Consider the following 17,447-nt stretch of genomic DNA (forward strand, 5'->3'; position numbering starts at 1 on the left):
AGCCGGTCCACCGTTCACTGTTGACCGTTTACCGAAAGAAAATGCCGGACAACGGTTAACGGATAACAAACATGCTGACAGCTAATCGCTGATCGCTGAAAGCGTGAAGCCGGAAACGGTAGTTTTCGGATGAACACTAATTATTATACCTCAGCAGATGCCGCTCAAGGAATCTTTTTCTTTCCGCACCCATCTTGGTTGTTATAGGGCGGTCAGCTACGTAGGGTGGGTCTTGCCCACCAAGCGGGAGAGCGAGTTTCAATCCTCACCCGCCCTTGCGGGCGCTCTCTCTGCGGTTCATCCCCACGCATGTGGGGAACACGGCGCGAGTCGTAGCCTGATCCGCCGTAAAATCAAACCTAAAAGGGGAATTTCCCCAAAAAATTAGCCCTATTATATGTCCCATTTTATTAGGTCTTGATTTTATCCCCATTCTGTGGCAAACAAAAAAGAAAAAGGGGGATTCCATGCTGAAACCAACCAAGGTTCAAATTGATCCCAAAGACTATGAGTTTATTAAGAAGGCATATAGGCGGCTTCGTTACAAAAGTCTGAGCGACTATATGAGAAAAGCGGTGGCAGCCAGAGTGCAGGAAGATCGCAAGAAGTTTCGGGAACTGAAGAGAAAAGAGGCTATGGAAATGTTGGATGCCACGACATACCGCAACGTCTTCGAGTCAATAGAAGGAGACGATTTTGAAAACCGGTGAAATTTACTGGGTAAATCTCGATCCGACAATCGGAAGTGAAATCCAAAAAAAGCGCCCTGTAATCGTTCTAAACGGTGGCCATAAAAAGCATCTGAAACTTGCTATTGTAGTACCCTTGACCGCCTGGGACTCCCAATGGACAAATAACCCTCTCTTTGTTCCTATCGAACCTGACAAAAACAACCAGCTGCAAAAAATATCGGCGGTCGACTGCTTTCAAATCAGGGCAATAAGCCATCAACGCTTTGCTGAAAAGATCGGAAGCATCCCGGAAGAAAAAATACACCTCATAAAACAAGCGCTGTCTTTAATCCTCGACATAGAACCGGAACACTGTGAGTAAACTCCCAAAGCCGTAAGAAGCGCTGAACAAGCGCATATTGTTCCCTTCGACCCACAGAAGATTACTACGGCCACCCTGAAAACAGGCCGGGTTACGGGCGAGTCCGATGAAAAAGCAGGCCATAGTCCGGTTCATCCCCACGTGTGTAGGGAACACGAGCGGCGTGGTGGGCGAAGCCCACCCTACATCTACATCTGGCCCGGTATTTCAATATCAGCTGGCCTTCTGTGTCCCAGGCTATCCAACGAGGTGAACGATTTGCCAAGAAAAATGAGGTTAAGCTATTAAACTAACTCCGTCCCCATTACTCCATTCACGCCTGTGGGGAACACTCACTCGTTATCAATAATATCGGGGTTTTTAGCGGTTCATCCCCACGCCTGTGGGGAACACTGGGCTGCCTGCCTTTCGGTCAGGTCTTACGTCGGTTCATCCCCACGCCTGTGGGGAACACATCTCCATTGTCAACCGTTCCTGGGACCAGCCCGGTTCATCCCCACGCCTGTGGGGAACACTGTTGTAAATCAATTTTGGCATTATCCATTCACGGTTCATCCCCACGCCTGTGGGGAACACGCCCTTAAATCTATTGCAGGTAGATCCCCTGCCGGTTCATCCCCACGCCTGTGGGGAACACTAGGCACGAGGTTGTCTGATATAAGATACCGGCGGTTCATCCCCACGCCTGTGGGGAACACGGCGCTGTGGTGTTTGACCAAGGGATTCTATACGGTTCATCCCCACGCCTGTGGGGAACACATGATGGACGTGATAATCACGTGATAAAATTACGGTTCATCCCCACGCCTGTGGGGAACACCATTTTGGCTCGTTGTAGTTTTTCTGGTGTGCCGGTTCATCCCCACGCCTGTGGGGAACACTAGCGTGAGATACATAGTCTCGGTATCTATCCCGGTTCATCCCCACGCCTGTGGGGAACACAAGGCCAGGGAGGTTATAGCTCAATACATCACCGGTTCATCCCCACGCCTGTGGGGAACACTGCGTGCTGACTGCGACGAAATACTAGACGAACGGTTCATCCCCACGCCTGTGGGGAACACAAAACCAGCCAGCTGCGGCAGTCCAATTGTGACGGTTCATCCCCACGCCTGTGGGGAACACCATGAGCATGAGCTCATCGCGGGAAAACATACCGGTTCATCCCCACGCCTGTGGGGAACACATCACGCCCACAGCCGATATGTCGTTGGCCGCCGGTTCATCCCCACGCCTGTGGGGAACACACCTCAAAGTTTACATTTTCTAATCTTGCCAGCGGTTCATCCCCACGCCTGTGGGGAACACGTATCTCATAATCGGCGTCGGTGGATTCAATGAGGTTCATCCCCACGCCTGTGGGGAACACGGCAGTATCGAGGTCTTCCAAGATAATCATACCGGTTCATCCCCACGCCTGTGGGGAACACACAAATTTCATGGAATGACTGAGTAAAAGCATCGGTTCATCCCCACGCCTGTGGGGAACACATTTTCACCTTCCGCCTTCCACGCCTCAATCTCGGTTCATCCCCACGCCTGTGGGGAACACAAATTTTGGTTTGGAAGATGTTTTTTCTGCCGCGGTTCATCCCCACGCCTGTGGGGAACACCGAACATTCAGAACTGCCGATGATGAATACTACGGTTCATCCCCACGCCTGTGGGGAACACGTTATAGCCGGCGCGCTTTGTTTTAAGAAAGACGGTTCATCCCCACGCCTGTGGGGAACACTTCAAAATATTAATCATTCAAGGAAAGCCGACCGGTTCATCCCCACGCCTGTGGGGAACACTGCTGGATTTTATAATTTTTATGTTACAACTACGGTTCATCCCCACGCCTGTGGGGAACACTGGAGGAGGCCGGGGTAAAAAAGGTAATAAAACGGTTCATCCCCACGCCTGTGGGGAACACTCCCTTGGTTGGAGCATTTCATCTCTGATATGCGGTTCATCCCCACGCCTGTGGGGAACACTTGGACGAGAATCTGGAGGTCACTCCTTACGTCGGTTCATCCCCACGCCTGTGGGGAACACTCCACGGAATCGGCGGCCAGGAATTTAAGCACCGGTTCATCCCCACGCCTGTGGGGAACACCTTTCGGTTCCGGCTTTCGGCAGCGGTTCCGGCGGTTCATCCCCACGCCTGTGGGGAACACCAGGATGTCCAGAGGGCCGCCGTCATAGATGGCGGTTCATCCCCACGCCTGTGGGGAACACGCGGGACAACGTGGCATAGCAGTAATATCCGCCGGTTCATCCCCACGCCTGTGGGGAACACCAGCCCGTCATCAAATTCCGAATCTACATCCCCGGTTCATCCCCACGCCTGTGGGGAACACCAGGCGGTCTGGTTCTGGCCGGGGCCTCCATGCGGTTCATCCCCACGCCTGTGGGGAACACATTTCTAAAGGAAAAATAAGAGGAGAAAAAATCGGTTCATCCCCACGCCTGTGGGGAACACCAGGATGTCCAGAGGGCCGCCGTCATAGATGGCGGTTCATCCCCACGCCTGTGGGGAACACGTGATCTCCGGGGGAAATAATGTGGAAATCAACGGTTCATCCCCACGCCTGTGGGGAACACACAATAATACCTGTGGGAGCACAGGTCGGCATCGGTTCATCCCCACGCCTGTGGGGAACACTTGCATGTGATGTATTCGGTCATTATACCACCCGGTTCATCCCCACGCCTGTGGGGAACACTTTCTGGCGGGGAGCCTACGCTTTACTCTGGACGGTTCATCCCCACGCCTGTGGGGAACACGGCGCAGACGTCCCAAAGATGTCATGCAGGTACGGTTCATCCCCACGCCTGTGGGGAACACAGATTTGATATTTGAGATTTGAAACTTGAGAACGGTTCATCCCCACGCCTGTGGGGAACACTCAACAACATCAGACCCACAACAAACACGGGTCGGTTCATCCCCACGCCTGTGGGGAACACATCCAAACCCACACTGTCTTACAGGAAATACACGGTTCATCCCCACGCCTGTGGGGAACACAGGTCCAAATTCTCCATCCAAACCCACACTGTCGGTTCATCCCCACGCCTGTGGGGAACACTTCTACTCCCGCGGAAGACATTCTTTTATATTCGGTTCATCCCCACGCCTGTGGGGAACACTTGAATCTGATCGGTTCGCACTCCATTTAGACCGGTTCATCCCCACGCCTGTGGGGAACACTCGAGTCGAAGGGATCCGATGCCCTCATTGACCGGTTCATCCCCACGCCTGTGGGGAACACTTATGAGGGTACATAAAGGAATGCAGAAAAGGCGGTTCATCCCCACGCCTGTGGGGAACACGTCTTGGCCGCAAACATGATCTGCTCGACCAGCGGTTCATCCCCACGCCTGTGGGGAACACGTCCACCCGAATGTACGGACCAGGTTGGCCATCGGTTCATCCCCACGCCTGTGGGGAACACGTAGTGATCTCGTGCGTAAGGAGGATGGTAGTCGGTTCATCCCCACGCCTGTGGGGAACACACGTAATTTAAACGTTCAAACGGGTTGAACGGCGGTTCATCCCCACGCCTGTGGGGAACACGACGGTGTTTCTCTTAACGCCGCTCAAGCTGCCGGTTCATCCCCACGCCTGTGGGGAACACGTCTCAGATTTATGCTGACTGAAAGAAAGCCCCGGTTCATCCCCACGCCTGTGGGGAACACAAGTGTTATGCCCTAACTGCTTTGGTTTCATACGGTTCATCCCCACGCCTGTGGGGAACACTTTTAGTCCGAGAGAGGCCGTGGACTCGGTCACGGTTCATCCCCACGCCTGTGGGGAACACCTCGTCGATGTTGGTAAACGCTATGTATCCGTCGGTTCATCCCCACGCCTGTGGGGAACACTTGCTGGCTCGCTAAGGCCGTTGTTAAGAGACCGGTTCATCCCCACGCCTGTGGGGAACACTCCATTTCCTGCGTGGGCATGTTCCACTTTACCGGTTCATCCCCACGCCTGTGGGGAACACCCGGTGTCCAGGGTTGTAATGCCGTCCTCTAACGGTTCATCCCCACGCCTGTGGGGAACACCAATCAACACCAAGGGCATGTCGTCTTTTGAACGGTTCATCCCCACGCCTGTGGGGAACACTGGTCTCGGTCACTACCAGCGTGCCGTATGAGCGGTTCATCCCCACGCCTGTGGGGAACACCTCGGAGGCCCTCATGAAGCCCTCCCTCCCTGCGGTTCATCCCCACGCCTGTGGGGAACACCCTTCTTCTATCCCATTGATTTCCTATTTAATTTTCAAAGAGCAAAATTCTACCGAAAAAATAGCGCTAAAAATCATGTTTCAACTATGCCTTGGTCATCATTCTCCGGCAGAAAGGAAACAAGTTTAATGCCGTCCATTTCTACAGGAATCCGGCGGTTCTGGCCCAGGGTCAAAAAGTCAAAACCGGATTCGGTATTCGTGCTCCAGACCATGACTGCATTGCCGTCTTCAATTCCTTTTCCAATAGTATCCCAAATCATTTCTCGCACCCGCCTTGACACCTTCCCCACATAGACGCCTGCTCTGACTTCCAGAAGCCATATTGCTAATCGGCCCCGCAGACGGGGCGGCGCATTTTCAACCACGATGACCAGCATCGCCTATACCTTCCTTGTTGGGGATTGCCGGCGCTATGGATTCTTCAGGCGGCTTTGGCATTGACAGTCCGCCTGCCGCCAACACCTCTTCTATCGTCGGGATAATGCGGTGAAGCAACCTGGTCTGACGAAAGGCGTCCCTGCATGCCAGACGGACTTCCCGTTCAGGATCGTAAGGCTTTCTGGCTGCAATGCGGAAAGCAACCGGCACAACGGTTTCAAATTTGAAGATGTCCCCAATGTCATAGACAAACGACTGCGGTTTGCCCGTATGAATAAAGCCGACGGCGGGGGCGTATCCTGCGGCCAGGATAGCGGCCTCGCAGATTCCGTAAAGGCAGGCCGTGGCAGAACTGAGGCAGCGATTGGGGACGTCCCCGCTCTCCCATTGGGTGTAGTCATAGTTACGGCTTTTCCATTCCACTCTGTATTGGCGGGCCAGAAGCTCGTACATCTTACGTACCCTTACCCCTTCGATGCCACGTAACTGTTCAACGCTCCGCCGCTCCGGCGGGGCTTCTTTAAATCGCATGGCGTACATCTTGCGGACAACTTTCAGACGCGCATCGTCATCCAGCGCCACCTTTGCCTGGTAGAGAAGCCGGTCTGCTCTCGCGCCTCCCGGCTGTCCGGAGGCATAGAGCCGCACCCCGCCGTCGCCGATCCAGACGAGGAGGCACCCGACCCGTGAAGCCAGGGTAACAGCGGCATGGGAGACACGCGTTCCCGGTTCCAACATGAGACACGCCACTCCGCCCACAGGGACATGCGTGCGTACCCCGTTTTTGTCCACCACCACAAACGCCCCGTCCAACACGTCGAGATTTCCCTTCTCCACGAACAGGACCGAGACGCGGTCCTTCATAGGGACAGGTTTGAGGGGAGGGAGGATGGGTTCGGTCATGGCGCAATCCTTTTTCCGGTTTTTTCCCTGTCGCGCTTCATACGACCGCCGTGCCAGCGGCAGTTGTCCGGAATTTTCGGACAACTGGTGCGATGCAAAAATAATTAGCTGCGTTGTTGACATATGAACTGTTGCATCTTTTGCAACAGCTCGTTGCCAAGAGTTGTCGACATCCTGTCGACGACTGAACCTCCAAGGGGGGTACAATTTGTACCCCCTTCCCAACCCATCGTCGCTACCCGTGACAAATTGTCACGACTTCACTTCCCATCCGCACGAGCCCGAACGCTCACACCCGCCTCACCAGCATGAGACCGCAGCCGAAGGCTTTGGCAGAACCTATCCCTTGAAATAAAACTTTCTTGAAGCCTTCAGGCGACGTCACAAGAAGTGTTCCATCTAAATCCAGCGAGGAAAAAGCGATATCAAATGTGCCAGCTTTATTTGTCTTCCTGAACTCATGCCACTCATGCTGGGTCACTTGGAAGTCAATTAATTCAAACCCATTATGTTCGCCTTGACGTTTCATCCATTCCGAAGCTGCCATATGTGCTATTTCCTGATTTGAAGGCATTTCAATCGGGGCCCGTTCATCGCGCAATTTCTTCTTTTTTGCAATCACGATGTCTGTCTTTTTTAGTTTTCCGTTTTCTTCGTATCTTTTTTTGCAAGCTGAGACTCGTACAGAAAATATGAGTCGTTCGCCATTTACAATCGCCGGATTATATGGCTTAGCATCCACATACCATGGTGAATTATCAGGGGCAAATGGTCGTTTGTGCGATACTGTATAGATAACCGGATTTCCCCTGATCTTTTCCGTACGAAATAGAAAATCTCGTCCACCTCCGTTAGTTGCTAATAAATCCCAGACAGTTTGATGAAGGGCATAATCCTCGGTGCTTACGTGAGACCATACACGTTCTACTGGATTAATGCCATCTTTAAGCATAATTCTGCTAAAGATCATGGCAACGCCTCCTTTGGCCATGCAGCATATTTGACCATGCGCGATGAAAAAGTCCACGATGTTCGCGACACTGGCAAGTCATTATGCGTTCTCGTCATGATCGGCATACCTGCAAGAGGGTTTCCTAGTGAAATACCTTCTTCCCAATAAACAACAGACTCTTTTCGGTCCTGTAATGGTTTGATGCTGTCAAATTGCTTAAATCGCGTCTCGGCAGTGAGAAAAGCTTCCGAGAGCGTATTGCATGGCACTGTCTGAGGTTCGAGCGGCAATCCTACAGGGCAAGATTTTCTCCCGAGATATAGCGGAAACCTTGGGCATGTCAACTTTTCTGTGACTGTTTGAAATGTCGGGAAGCTTTCATTTTTTCGCCAGATAACGACTGTAGCGAGAAAATCAAGAAGGTAATAGCGACTCGTTAAGATAAGGGAGTTTTTCCAGTCGTCTTTTTTCTCCTTAAGCGCTTGCCTTATTCGTTTTATTTCCTCATGGCGTGTGGCACACAACGACTCCTCATTTTGCTTATAAGTGAACACTGTATGATAATCACCGAGGGGTTGTTCTGCCGCATGATCAACTTTAATAGCCATGCCGAATGATGTGGCAAATTCACTCCAGAAGCCTTCCGGTTCACTTCTTCTCAGGCCAAGCGCAGCTCCAATGAGACCGGCGATTGCTGATTTTGTAGGGGCATGGAGAGTTGGCCGCCGCCTCGTAAGGGTTGTATCACCCCAAGATGCCATCGGGCCGAATAGTCTGAAGGCTAAGAATTCCATTGTTCACCTCACTCTTTATTCAATTCGGGAAGGTCGCGGCAAAATTCAGCCAGTTTTTCACATGAACCGACTCGTTTGTGAATATCGAAAATGTATTCACCTGTTTTCTCATCGGGTTTGGCGAATGAGTAAGCTGAATCGAAATCGGTCTTAACCTTTTTTAGTGCTTCTATCGAATCATTAACGACATCCTCACTTCGGATCGGTTTCAGGAATGCCGCGGCAAGAGAACGGGGTTGAATCGGCCCTTTTTCGGCAAGTACAAAAGATGCAAGAGCCCGTGATGCGTGTGAATTTTGCTTTCCCCCTGGTGAAACAGAGACCAAAGAGTAAACAAGGGCATCTACAACATCTTTTGCAAGTTTACGGTCCTTCAAATTTTCTAAAAGCGTTTTCGTGTCGAGGCATACGTACAGATAATAAACGCCGGAATTGAAACCAGCGGAACTAACAAGCGCTGCGCCTCTTTTGTTAATGTCGTCAACAGCCGTAAAATAATCGACTTCATTGACAATAGGATGCACTGTGAAACTATGGGCAACCTGACATGCTGCTTCCACATTCCAATCAGGGCGTGATGCCGACATACGACCGAAAAGTGAAATATCAATGGAAGGAGCATAATCCTTTGCGTAGATCTCCATTTGTTCAGCCAACTTATCTGCAACAGGATTTTTTTGGGCTTGGCTTTGTCTTTTCTTGTTGCCCTTGTCAGCTTTTTCTTCCTTTTCTTTTTTTGATGCTACATCCTTGCGCAATTTCTCGATTTCGTCGATATAAGCAGGATGCTCTTTCTTTTTCACATAGGTGGCGATGTCCGCAGCAATTTTCTCAAGCGCTTTGACTTCACCAGCCTTGATAACAATCACCTGGTTGTGCGAAAATTTAGCCCATTTGCCATCGTCTATTTCTGGCTCCGTTTCATCGAGATTCTCGCTTTTTGGATCGGATGCGTCTTCGTCTACCTTGCCGCCAAGCATCTTAAATACATCCGTAGACCAAAGCCTAATTTCCGCTTCTGGAACTTCATGTTCCTCCAAGCATGGCGCAAATATTGCGGAAACATATTTCCTCGTGTGCAGACCCTTTACTAGACTTCCAAATACATCACCATTTCGATACCAGTATTTATTGCACTGTGACGATATTCTTCCACGATTGACACTGCCAAATTTCGCAGTTTTCGGCATCCCTGACTCATCACGATTCAAGTTCGACGGTGGATAGGCCGTAAGAATGTGAAGCTGCAGAAACGTATTTTGTTTTTCTAGTTTCATATTGTTTTCTCCTTTTCTTAAATGTCTGTATTACCATGATATCTATAAAGCCAATCACGCCGTGTCCAGTCATTCCAATTGACAACAGCATCCGCTAGATCAGTAATGTTTGCACGGTCTCCCATTATCCGAATGGCCGAAGAAAGTTCCCTTATTACGTCCTCATGCTCTTCTGCGGCGAGGATACGCTTCAATCGCATTTTCGATATGAAAGGCGTGCCCTTAAATTTTTCTTTTGCCATTTGTGCCGCAAAGAAGTTATTACCGTTGTGATACCTGATCCGCGCAACAAGGGCAGCCGCAACCGCCACTTTATCTGAGTTATATGAATTTAAACCGTAACCTGCTTTTCTGAGCCTGCGAATTAGGACATGGTAAAACCCAACTTGTGCAACATCCAAAGGCGTTTGCGCTCGCCTAAGCTCGGCCCGGGCCGCTGTGTGCTTCGCCAATTCTTTGCGCCATGCCATAAGAATATCACAAGCCTTCTCGTCACCGTGGAATCTTATTCTTTCCACTTTTGTCCTCCTTCCTCGTCTTATAGAGATTACTTAATGATTTTATTAGAATAGCTCTATGCTCTGCGACAATACTCATCGTTCCTGAATTAAAGGCATCAAACTCAGCGAACGAATCGAATACATTGATGGCATGGAATTTTACTTGTTTGCTCCAACTCAGCAATACTTCTTCCAGGCTTATATCGCCAGAGACAACATCCAGCAATCTTTTTACATGCAAATAGAAATCTTGCTCTGAAACCTGCCAGAAGCGAGTAGAAAACGGCTCTTTATCAATTACGGGCAACTTCACCTTTCTCCCTTTCTCGCCTTTAGCAATCAATGCTATCGCCTTACCTGCGTACTTTTGCAAATGTTCTGCAGCCTTCGTAGCTATGTCCACCAATTGATGTACCACATGCTCTGCATCTTTTTCTGCTAATTTATCTCCAGTGGGGAGAGAAATAATAGAAAACTCTCCATCGTCCCAAAAAAGAGCCATTTTTGAGCTACAAACATATCCGAACGCCCATAGTTTTTCTGCTTTATTTCTTTGCTTCGCAGCAATTATGCAGGGTGCAGGTTCTGCCCGCGTCAATGCAAGCCAATGCTTGTAGCGCGCACCATATTCGCTGTGGTCAAATAACTTGTAAAATGGTTTCTCATCATTTATCTTTACTGGTGACAATGGATGAAACCAATTCTCGCCGGTCTGTTTTCTGCCCTTTGAATCGATACCGTAATAGTGCACACCTCTTGGGCTTGAAACTACCTTTGTCACACATGTGTCCTCGCCATGACAAAGCATACAGTTACCCTTATTAGTGCTCTTTAGAAAAACCCTCCGAGGCATTTGCCAGTAGCAATGGAGAAGTGACACATCTTCTGATTTTAATTCGACCCGCTCCGTTGATGTTAGAGCCCAAGGGAATATATCTTCAGGCATGCTTTTCTTGGCGTTTCCATACTTTTCGACTGTACTCTTCCCCATAACGTTGAGCCAACAAGTTTCCCACAATGTTTCCCCCTTCACAATAGTTGTAAATGCATTGGCAGCGCGTATATTTTGTCTGTGACCGCTTCCCCCGGAATAGGCTCTTACTTGCAACGTGTAAAGCACAGCGGTCATACATGAAAGACAGAGGGATTCCATTCGTTGTTTTCTGAAATGAGACCGGTTAGCGTCAATATCGATGAGAAGTTCGCCAGGATCGAGTTCTTTCTCATTTGTTTCATCACGAATTGAACGATCTTGCATAAATCTGATACCGTCACCAAGCAGATTGAAATATGGCGCAAAGGGTTCAAAGGCAGCATGCAGTTTATCAGAATCAGGATTATTGTAAACATACGACCAGTCCATACCTTTGACACGCTCATCCGGGCAATAGAATGTTTGTAGCATCCCGATAAGCATTTCTACAACGGTTGCATCAAGGTCCGGGCGGTTAAAAGCAAGGGAGACCGCCGGGTTGCTCCGGGGGTTCTTCGCTAACTCATACGGCGCAATCTTCACTCTCCGCCCGTCCTTCAGATAAACCGGCAACCAATCACTCAAAAGGATATTCACATATACCTCCACAAAGCCTGGCTCAATTTCATTGTTCGGTAACCTGCAATCCTTTGCTATGACTATACTCGATTTTGACCACTTTCTCCTTCTTATTTACTGCCCGGCCGACCCACCACTCTCCGTTTTGCGACAGAACAACAAACACTCGTTTTTTCCTTACAGTCTTGGTAGCTGCAATCTCTTCCTTCTCGGCGGAATTTTCCTCGTAGATAAGGGCGCTCCTTATCGTAAGGCTGGACGCATCCCATCCGTGCTTTCCAATGTTATGCAAAGGACAAATTTTCCCGCTTTTATCCCTTTTGCACAGAACAACGGTAGATGTAGGTGCGCCAAGTCTTGTCGGTGCGCTCTCATCATCAAGCCATGTTTTCCATCCTTCCGGCGAATAGCCCTCATCGAAGTCAAGGGCTTTCAACCTTCCCATTTGCGCATCTGCGGCATCGTCGCCGATGCTCCGGGTTTCCGATGATAACAGCGGTTTCGGTATTTCAGTATCACCTCTATAAACAAACTCGATCATTTCACGAGCATCAAATGGCATCCGAAAGCTTCCATGATCCACAAGCCAGCGTGCGGTTAACCACAGTTGCCCCCAGTGACGATAGACATAGTGGGCAGTCCTCGGGAACATGAATGAGTACCAGTCACGTCTGTCAACCTTATCAGGATCGGGCATAAGAACATAGAGAATGCGCTCATCTCTGATACGATGGCGATGGAGTCTGCCCGAACGCTGAATAACTGAATCGATGGGAGAAAGGTCTGTAATCATAACATCAAAATCAACGTCAAGTGACTGTTCAATGACTTGTGTTGCAATCACAAGCTTCCCTCTCCGCTTTTTAGTTGATGTTTTGATTCCGAACAAAGTTTCCACTTCCATCCCAATCCGTAGCCGGTCCCCGAGGGTGAATCTGGCATGAAATAGGATGGGCTTAAACTCAAGACATTTCTCATAGGCTTCATAGGCATCAATTACTGTATTTCGAACCCAACAAACACATTTGCCATTTGATACAGACTGCTTGATAACTTGTATGGCTTGATCGAGACTGTGAATCGTTATAACTTTGACTGGCCGGTAAGAAGGCCGTTTGTCCATTTCAGCATCGTTTGGCAATGGAATTGGCAACGGTGGCTTTATATTTTCATCATACTGCGTGATAAGAGGAAACGAACCCTCTTTTAAGGTTACAACATCATTACCTCTTCCCTTTGCAAAGGCATTTACAAGTTTCATTCGCAGCCCTGTGGGAATCGTCGCCGATAGAAGTATTGCGCTCCCCCCTTGTGCAGCGTGGTAAGCCAGCAACTCCTGAAGTATCTCCAGAACGTAAGGTTCACACGCATGTATCTCATCGATCACAAGAACTTTTCTCGAAAGCCCAAGGAGCCTCATAGACTGGTGTTTGACTCTGAGCGCACCCATAAGGGCTTGGTCTATCGTCCCTACCCCCACATGCGCCAGAAGTGCTTTTTTACGACTATCGGCTATCCATGCACTGCATTCGGTAACCGAATCCTCCTCATGGTCTTGTCCGGTGGCAATATAACGTTCCAAAGCAAGTGCTGTCGCTCCCGCACTATGAGCAAGCACAATACTGGGCCTACCGCCTCTATAAAATTTTCGGTAAACTTTGCGTATTCGCTCATACATTCTATTTGACGTCGCCATGGTAGGAAGGGCGAAATATATTCCATCTCCTCGTCCAGCCATCATCAGACGATGCGCTATCACAATCGCGGCCTCGGTTTTACCTGTCCCCGTAGCATCTTCAATAATAAAAAGAGTCGGCGTGGCATCGATTTCAACTGTTTGTGCCAGTGTTTGCAATTCTGTAGGCTGTTTAATAGTTGGGAAAAGGCGTCTCATGCCTGTTTTCGAAGATACTCCAATGGGTTTCAATCCGCATTCACTGAGGGCTTTTTTAGCATTTGGCAGAGCTTTTTTCTCCCAGTACATCTTCAACGTATCAACGGGCTTACTGTTGGTTGGTAGATCTGCATATCGAAACCAAGTAGGATTTGAGCCTATCCAGTCGGATATTATTATAAGCCCAGCTATGATCCATGATGCGTGATTATAGTCGGCCTTTACTTCACTCCCTATGACAGGCATTTGGCCGTTTAGGAAGATTTTTGCAAGATCGTCGATTAATAGCTCTAGCTCGTCACATCTATCAGGTGGGAAACATTGTCGTAACATGACAGAAGTTCCATCCTGCCGAGGCGGATGACCATGATGGGCAAGAGATGCAAAACACCAAGCATCAAACCTGTAGCTCAAGTCAATTTTGTCACGAAGCTGCTGCATCGAAGGCAGTTCGTTCCAGATACGCCACCCCGGCAACACGTGTCCGATAAATGATCTTTCCCCCTCCCGGTTATCATCACAGGGCTTTTGTATGGATATGGACTCTTGAAAGGGCACGCTTAGTTTTCCTATATCATGAAAAGATGCAAAAAATGAAACGACATCAAGAATGTCATCAGGGGTTGCTCGCAAAATAGCGCTTAACGAAGACAAGAGATTGCTATGCATTTTGAGATAAGTTCGCGCCACCGCCGCAACATCCAGACAATGGTACACCAGCGGATGCCATTTCGGCTCGCTAGGATAGTTCGGGTCAGCCTTCCCCCAATACCGATAGTAGCTTTTGAGTTCCGCTTCTTTCATACTGCTCGTAAGATATATCACCCGTCAAATTATGTCGTAGTAGATTTCCACCACACGGCTACCGGAAGCCCAGCGTTTGTGGTGGAAAATCAATCGCTTTTCATCTTTTCATCAATTCCAACCACACCCGCGCCACCATTCTGGCATCGCTGAGAGCACGGTGTGCCTGCATTTCTGTGGTCGTTTTACCAAACAGATGCCGGAATACTGTTTCCAGTTTGTGATTCGGGAGCCACGGATAACGCTTTCTGCTCATTTCCAGCGTACAGCGGTATCTGTTATTCAGGCCCAGCCCCAAACGACCAAGTTCATGTTGCAGAAACCTGATGTCGAATTGCGCATTGTGGGCCACCAGAATACTGTTTCCGATGAATTCCTGAAACCGTGGAAATACCTCTTCCGGTTCCGGATTGCCGACCAGCATCTCATTCGTTATCCCATGTATCTGCTGAACCAGCGTAGGAATAGGTTTTCTCACAAAAACAAGGCTGTGAAATTCGGCAAGAGCGATCCCTGCGTCAATAGCCACCGCCCCGACTTCTATGACCCGATCCCCATTTACCGGGGACAAACCGGTGGTTTCAACATCCACCACAACACAACGCATTCCCGCAAAGCCTTCCTGTCTATTTTGCACTATACCAAACCCACTCCCCCAAATAATTACCGAGTGAGAATTTTTTATTTCACCGCAAAGGCGCAAAGTTACGCAAAGTAAAACCATAAACATTTTTCAGCACATCTCTTGACACCTTCGCCTCTGTGACACGTGCAGGCACAGAACCACGGGTTCTTTTTAAACGTTGCGTCCCATTGCGTCCATTGCGGTGAAAACTACAGTCCGTTGACCATCCTCTTTATCCCGTCTTTCAAAAGCGTGACATTGAAGTTAAGTAAGAATCCCAACTTGCACCCGCTCAACTTGAGATAGGTTAGGAGTTGAGCCTCATGAATGGGAGCGATCTGATCTACAGACTTCAATTCCAGAATGATCTTGTCCTCCACCAGGATGTCAATCCGGTAACCGGCATCTACCTGGACGCCTTCATATGAAACCGGGAGTAAGCACTGATTCTCTACCTTCAGACCTGTGTTCTTAAGCTCATACACCAGGCATGCTTCATACGCACTCTCGAGCAGGCCTGGACCAAGTGCCCGGTGGATCTTGAAAGCTGCATCCAAAATGATCTTGCTCAGTTCATTTTCAGTCATATGGTTACTTTGAGGTCCTTTGCGTTCGTGGCGGTGAGACCTAATAAATACCCCCCATCTTCTCTATCTCCGCCTTGATTTCTTCACGGAGGGCGGCAGGCGCCAGGACTTCCACGTCCGCTCCGTACTTCAGGATTTCCCGCTTGATCTCCCGGAGGTCGGAGACCGGTATCCTCAAGACCAGGCGGCCGTCTTCCTTATGCTCCAGCGCCTGTTTCTTGTGCCATATCTGCTCTCTTACAAAACCCGCTACCCTGGGTGAAAAACAGAGAGCCACCTCAATGCTTTCTCCGCCGTAAAAGATCCCGAAGTTTTCCCGGATATAGTCTTTAAGGCGCGGAATGTCCTCCGGTAGAGGAATCCGGCCGTCTGTGGGATTGTATTCCTGTATTCTGGAGAGCACGAAGGTGCGCAGGGCCTTCTTCTGCGTACAATAGGCAATGAGGTGCCAGTTGCCCATATAGTTCAGGAGATGCAGGGGGAGGATTTTTCTCGCAGAGGTCTGGTCCAGGTGGGGCGAGTAATATACAATTTCCGCCGGATGGCCCCTGAAGAGCGCGGTGAGCACTTTTTCGAAGAGGGTCTCGTCCGTACCGTAATACTCGACATTCTTTAAAGATATCTTCTCGGCGATGTCCTCATACTCAATACCTATTTTATTGGAGAGATGCCGGAAGAATGTCTTCAGAACCTTAGCCAGAGAATCCTTCAGTTTCCGATTCGGGATTGATGCGGCAAGTTGCCGGGCCAGGGTGAGGGCAATGATCTCTCTTTCATTCAACCAGATAGCCGGAAGTTCGAAGGAATCATCCGTATAGAAATATCCCTTCTGTTTGTAGGAATACTCAAGCGGGGCGGCCAGGCGGTCCCGAAAGAATTCGATATCGAGCTGGGCTGTCTTGGGTGAGACCTCGAACTCCTCAGCCAGCTTTCGGGCATTTGGATGGCGCCCGGCCTTAATCTCGCTATGGAACCAATAAAAACGCTCATAGGCGAGTTTTTTCGCCATATAAACACCTTTGGTGGCAGTAAGAATAAGGTGCGGGGCAACCTCGTTTTCTGCTCTGCCACGTTGATGGGCTTTTTTACTTTTTTCCGCCACACGGCTACCGCAATCCCAGCATTTGTGGCGGAAAAGTGCAAGGCCTTCCTTTGATTAGACCGTTTGAACCGTTCAAACAGTTCAAACAGGTTAGACCGTTCAAGCAGTTCGAGCCGTTTAAGCCGTTCGAGCCGTTTAAGCCGTTCAAACCGTTTTGTTTTTATCGGACTTAAATTCCTTCATAATTTCTTCCATCTCTTCTTTCATACTCTTTGGTCGCGGCATCTTGTATTTCGCGCCCTTGTATGGGCTTCCTTTCAGATATTCCATGAACTTATTGATCATGATGGAAAGTCTTTTAAAGGCGTCGATTAGCGACTCACATTGTTCCTTACTCACATACCCCTGATCCATTGCCACATATAATTGAGAACGTACCTCACCGCACGATCCCTTAGCTATTGACAGGAACTGAATTAATTCCTGATTGCCGCCCCGCTCATATCCTTCTGCGATATTGGACATGACGGAGACTGCCGCTCTTCTTATCTGATCTCTCAGTCCATAATCTTTTGAGAAGGCGCCGTCGGTAGTTATTCCATAAATTTTGTTGGTTAATTCCCTGGCTGATTTCCAGATTTCGAGGTCTTCAAAGTACCTGGCAGGCATGGTTATCCTCTCCATGAGTGTTTAAACCGTTCAAGCTGTTTAAGCAGTTTAAGCTGTTTGAGCAGTTCGAGCCGGTTAAGCAGTTTAAACTGTTAAAGCCGTTTGAACCGTTTAAACAGTTAAATATTTGTGGATTGTAGGGCAGGGGGTGTTCAAATGTCAATTAAATTGCAGTCCCC

General features: G+C 49.2%; 14 protein-coding genes and 1 CRISPR repeat array. Of the genes, 2 read left to right on the top strand and 12 right to left on the bottom strand.

The window, feature by feature from the left end; genetic code table 11:
• The first annotated feature begins 467 nt into the window (after positions 1-467).
• Positions 468-710: a crotonobetainyl-CoA--carnitine CoA-transferase gene (locus PHT49_03645; protein ID MDD5450968.1), complete on the top strand. Its 243-nt coding sequence runs from the start codon at positions 468-470 to the stop codon at positions 708-710.
• Positions 697-1,053 (top strand): type II toxin-antitoxin system PemK/MazF family toxin, encoded by a 357-nt coding sequence (locus tag PHT49_03650; protein MDD5450969.1) that lies wholly within the window; start codon positions 697-699, stop codon positions 1,051-1,053. Before PHT49_03645 ends, PHT49_03650 begins: the two co-directional genes overlap by 14 nt.
• A gap of 303 nt (positions 1,054-1,356) precedes the next feature.
• Positions 1,357-5,289: direct repeats of the CRISPR family, unit length 29 nt; unit sequence CGGTTCATCCCCACGCCTGTGGGGAACAC.
• Between the two features lie 73 nt (positions 5,290-5,362).
• Here PHT49_03650 and cas2e read toward each other — a convergent pair.
• The 12 genes from cas2e to PHT49_03710 all read right to left on the bottom strand — a co-directional run bounded on the left by cas2e (position 5,363) and on the right by PHT49_03710 (position 17,268).
• Positions 5,363-5,668 (bottom strand): type I-E CRISPR-associated endoribonuclease Cas2e, encoded by a 306-nt coding sequence (gene cas2e, locus PHT49_03655; protein ID MDD5450970.1) that lies wholly within the window; start codon positions 5,666-5,668, stop codon positions 5,363-5,365.
• Positions 5,649-6,572 (bottom strand): type I-E CRISPR-associated endonuclease Cas1e, encoded by a 924-nt coding sequence (gene cas1e / locus PHT49_03660; protein ID MDD5450971.1) that lies wholly within the window; start codon positions 6,570-6,572, stop codon positions 5,649-5,651. Before cas1e ends, cas2e begins: the two co-directional genes overlap by 20 nt.
• 289 nt (positions 6,573-6,861) lie before the next feature.
• Positions 6,862-7,542, bottom strand: a complete 681-nt coding sequence (gene cas6e / locus PHT49_03665; protein MDD5450972.1) for a type I-E CRISPR-associated protein Cas6/Cse3/CasE — start codon at positions 7,540-7,542, stop codon at positions 6,862-6,864.
• Entirely contained in the window at positions 7,539-8,318 is a 780-nt protein-coding gene (cas5e, locus tag PHT49_03670; GenBank protein ID MDD5450973.1) for a type I-E CRISPR-associated protein Cas5/CasD, read from the bottom strand. Before cas5e ends, cas6e begins: the two co-directional genes overlap by 4 nt.
• An 8-nt stretch (positions 8,319-8,326) precedes the next feature.
• Positions 8,327-9,595 (bottom strand): type I-E CRISPR-associated protein Cas7/Cse4/CasC, encoded by a 1,269-nt coding sequence (cas7e, locus tag PHT49_03675; GenBank protein ID MDD5450974.1) that lies wholly within the window; start codon positions 9,593-9,595, stop codon positions 8,327-8,329.
• Between the two features lie 17 nt (positions 9,596-9,612).
• A complete protein-coding gene (gene casB / locus PHT49_03680; protein MDD5450975.1) occupies positions 9,613-10,113 on the bottom strand; it encodes a type I-E CRISPR-associated protein Cse2/CasB in 501 nt (166 codons plus the stop codon).
• Positions 10,088-11,665: a type I-E CRISPR-associated protein Cse1/CasA gene (casA, locus tag PHT49_03685; protein MDD5450976.1), complete on the bottom strand. Its 1,578-nt coding sequence runs from the start codon at positions 11,663-11,665 to the stop codon at positions 10,088-10,090. The genes casB and casA overlap by 26 nt, the downstream gene beginning before the upstream one ends.
• A gap of 28 nt (positions 11,666-11,693) precedes the next feature.
• A complete protein-coding gene (cas3, locus tag PHT49_03690) occupies positions 11,694-14,345 on the bottom strand; it encodes a CRISPR-associated helicase Cas3' (protein MDD5450977.1) in 2,652 nt (883 codons plus the stop codon).
• A 100-nt stretch (positions 14,346-14,445) separates the two neighbouring features.
• Positions 14,446-14,982: a 3'-5' exonuclease gene (locus PHT49_03695; GenBank protein ID MDD5450978.1), complete on the bottom strand. Its 537-nt coding sequence runs from the start codon at positions 14,980-14,982 to the stop codon at positions 14,446-14,448.
• A gap of 197 nt (positions 14,983-15,179) precedes the next feature.
• Positions 15,180-15,557 carry a GxxExxY protein gene (locus PHT49_03700; GenBank protein ID MDD5450979.1) on the bottom strand — a complete coding sequence of 126 codons (378 nt, stop codon included), beginning with the start codon at positions 15,555-15,557 and terminating at the stop codon, positions 15,180-15,182.
• A 40-nt stretch (positions 15,558-15,597) separates the two neighbouring features.
• Positions 15,598-16,566, bottom strand: coding sequence for a YafY family protein (locus PHT49_03705; GenBank protein MDD5450980.1), 969 nt, complete (start codon positions 16,564-16,566; stop codon positions 15,598-15,600).
• 237 nt (positions 16,567-16,803) lie between these two features.
• Positions 16,804-17,268, bottom strand: a complete 465-nt coding sequence (locus PHT49_03710; GenBank protein MDD5450981.1) for a four helix bundle protein — start codon at positions 17,266-17,268, stop codon at positions 16,804-16,806.
• Positions 17,269-17,447 lie beyond the last annotated feature (179 nt).

Source organism: Desulfovibrionales bacterium (assembly GCA_028715605.1).
Lineage (GTDB): Bacteria > Desulfobacterota > QYQD01 > QYQD01 > QYQD01 > QYQD01.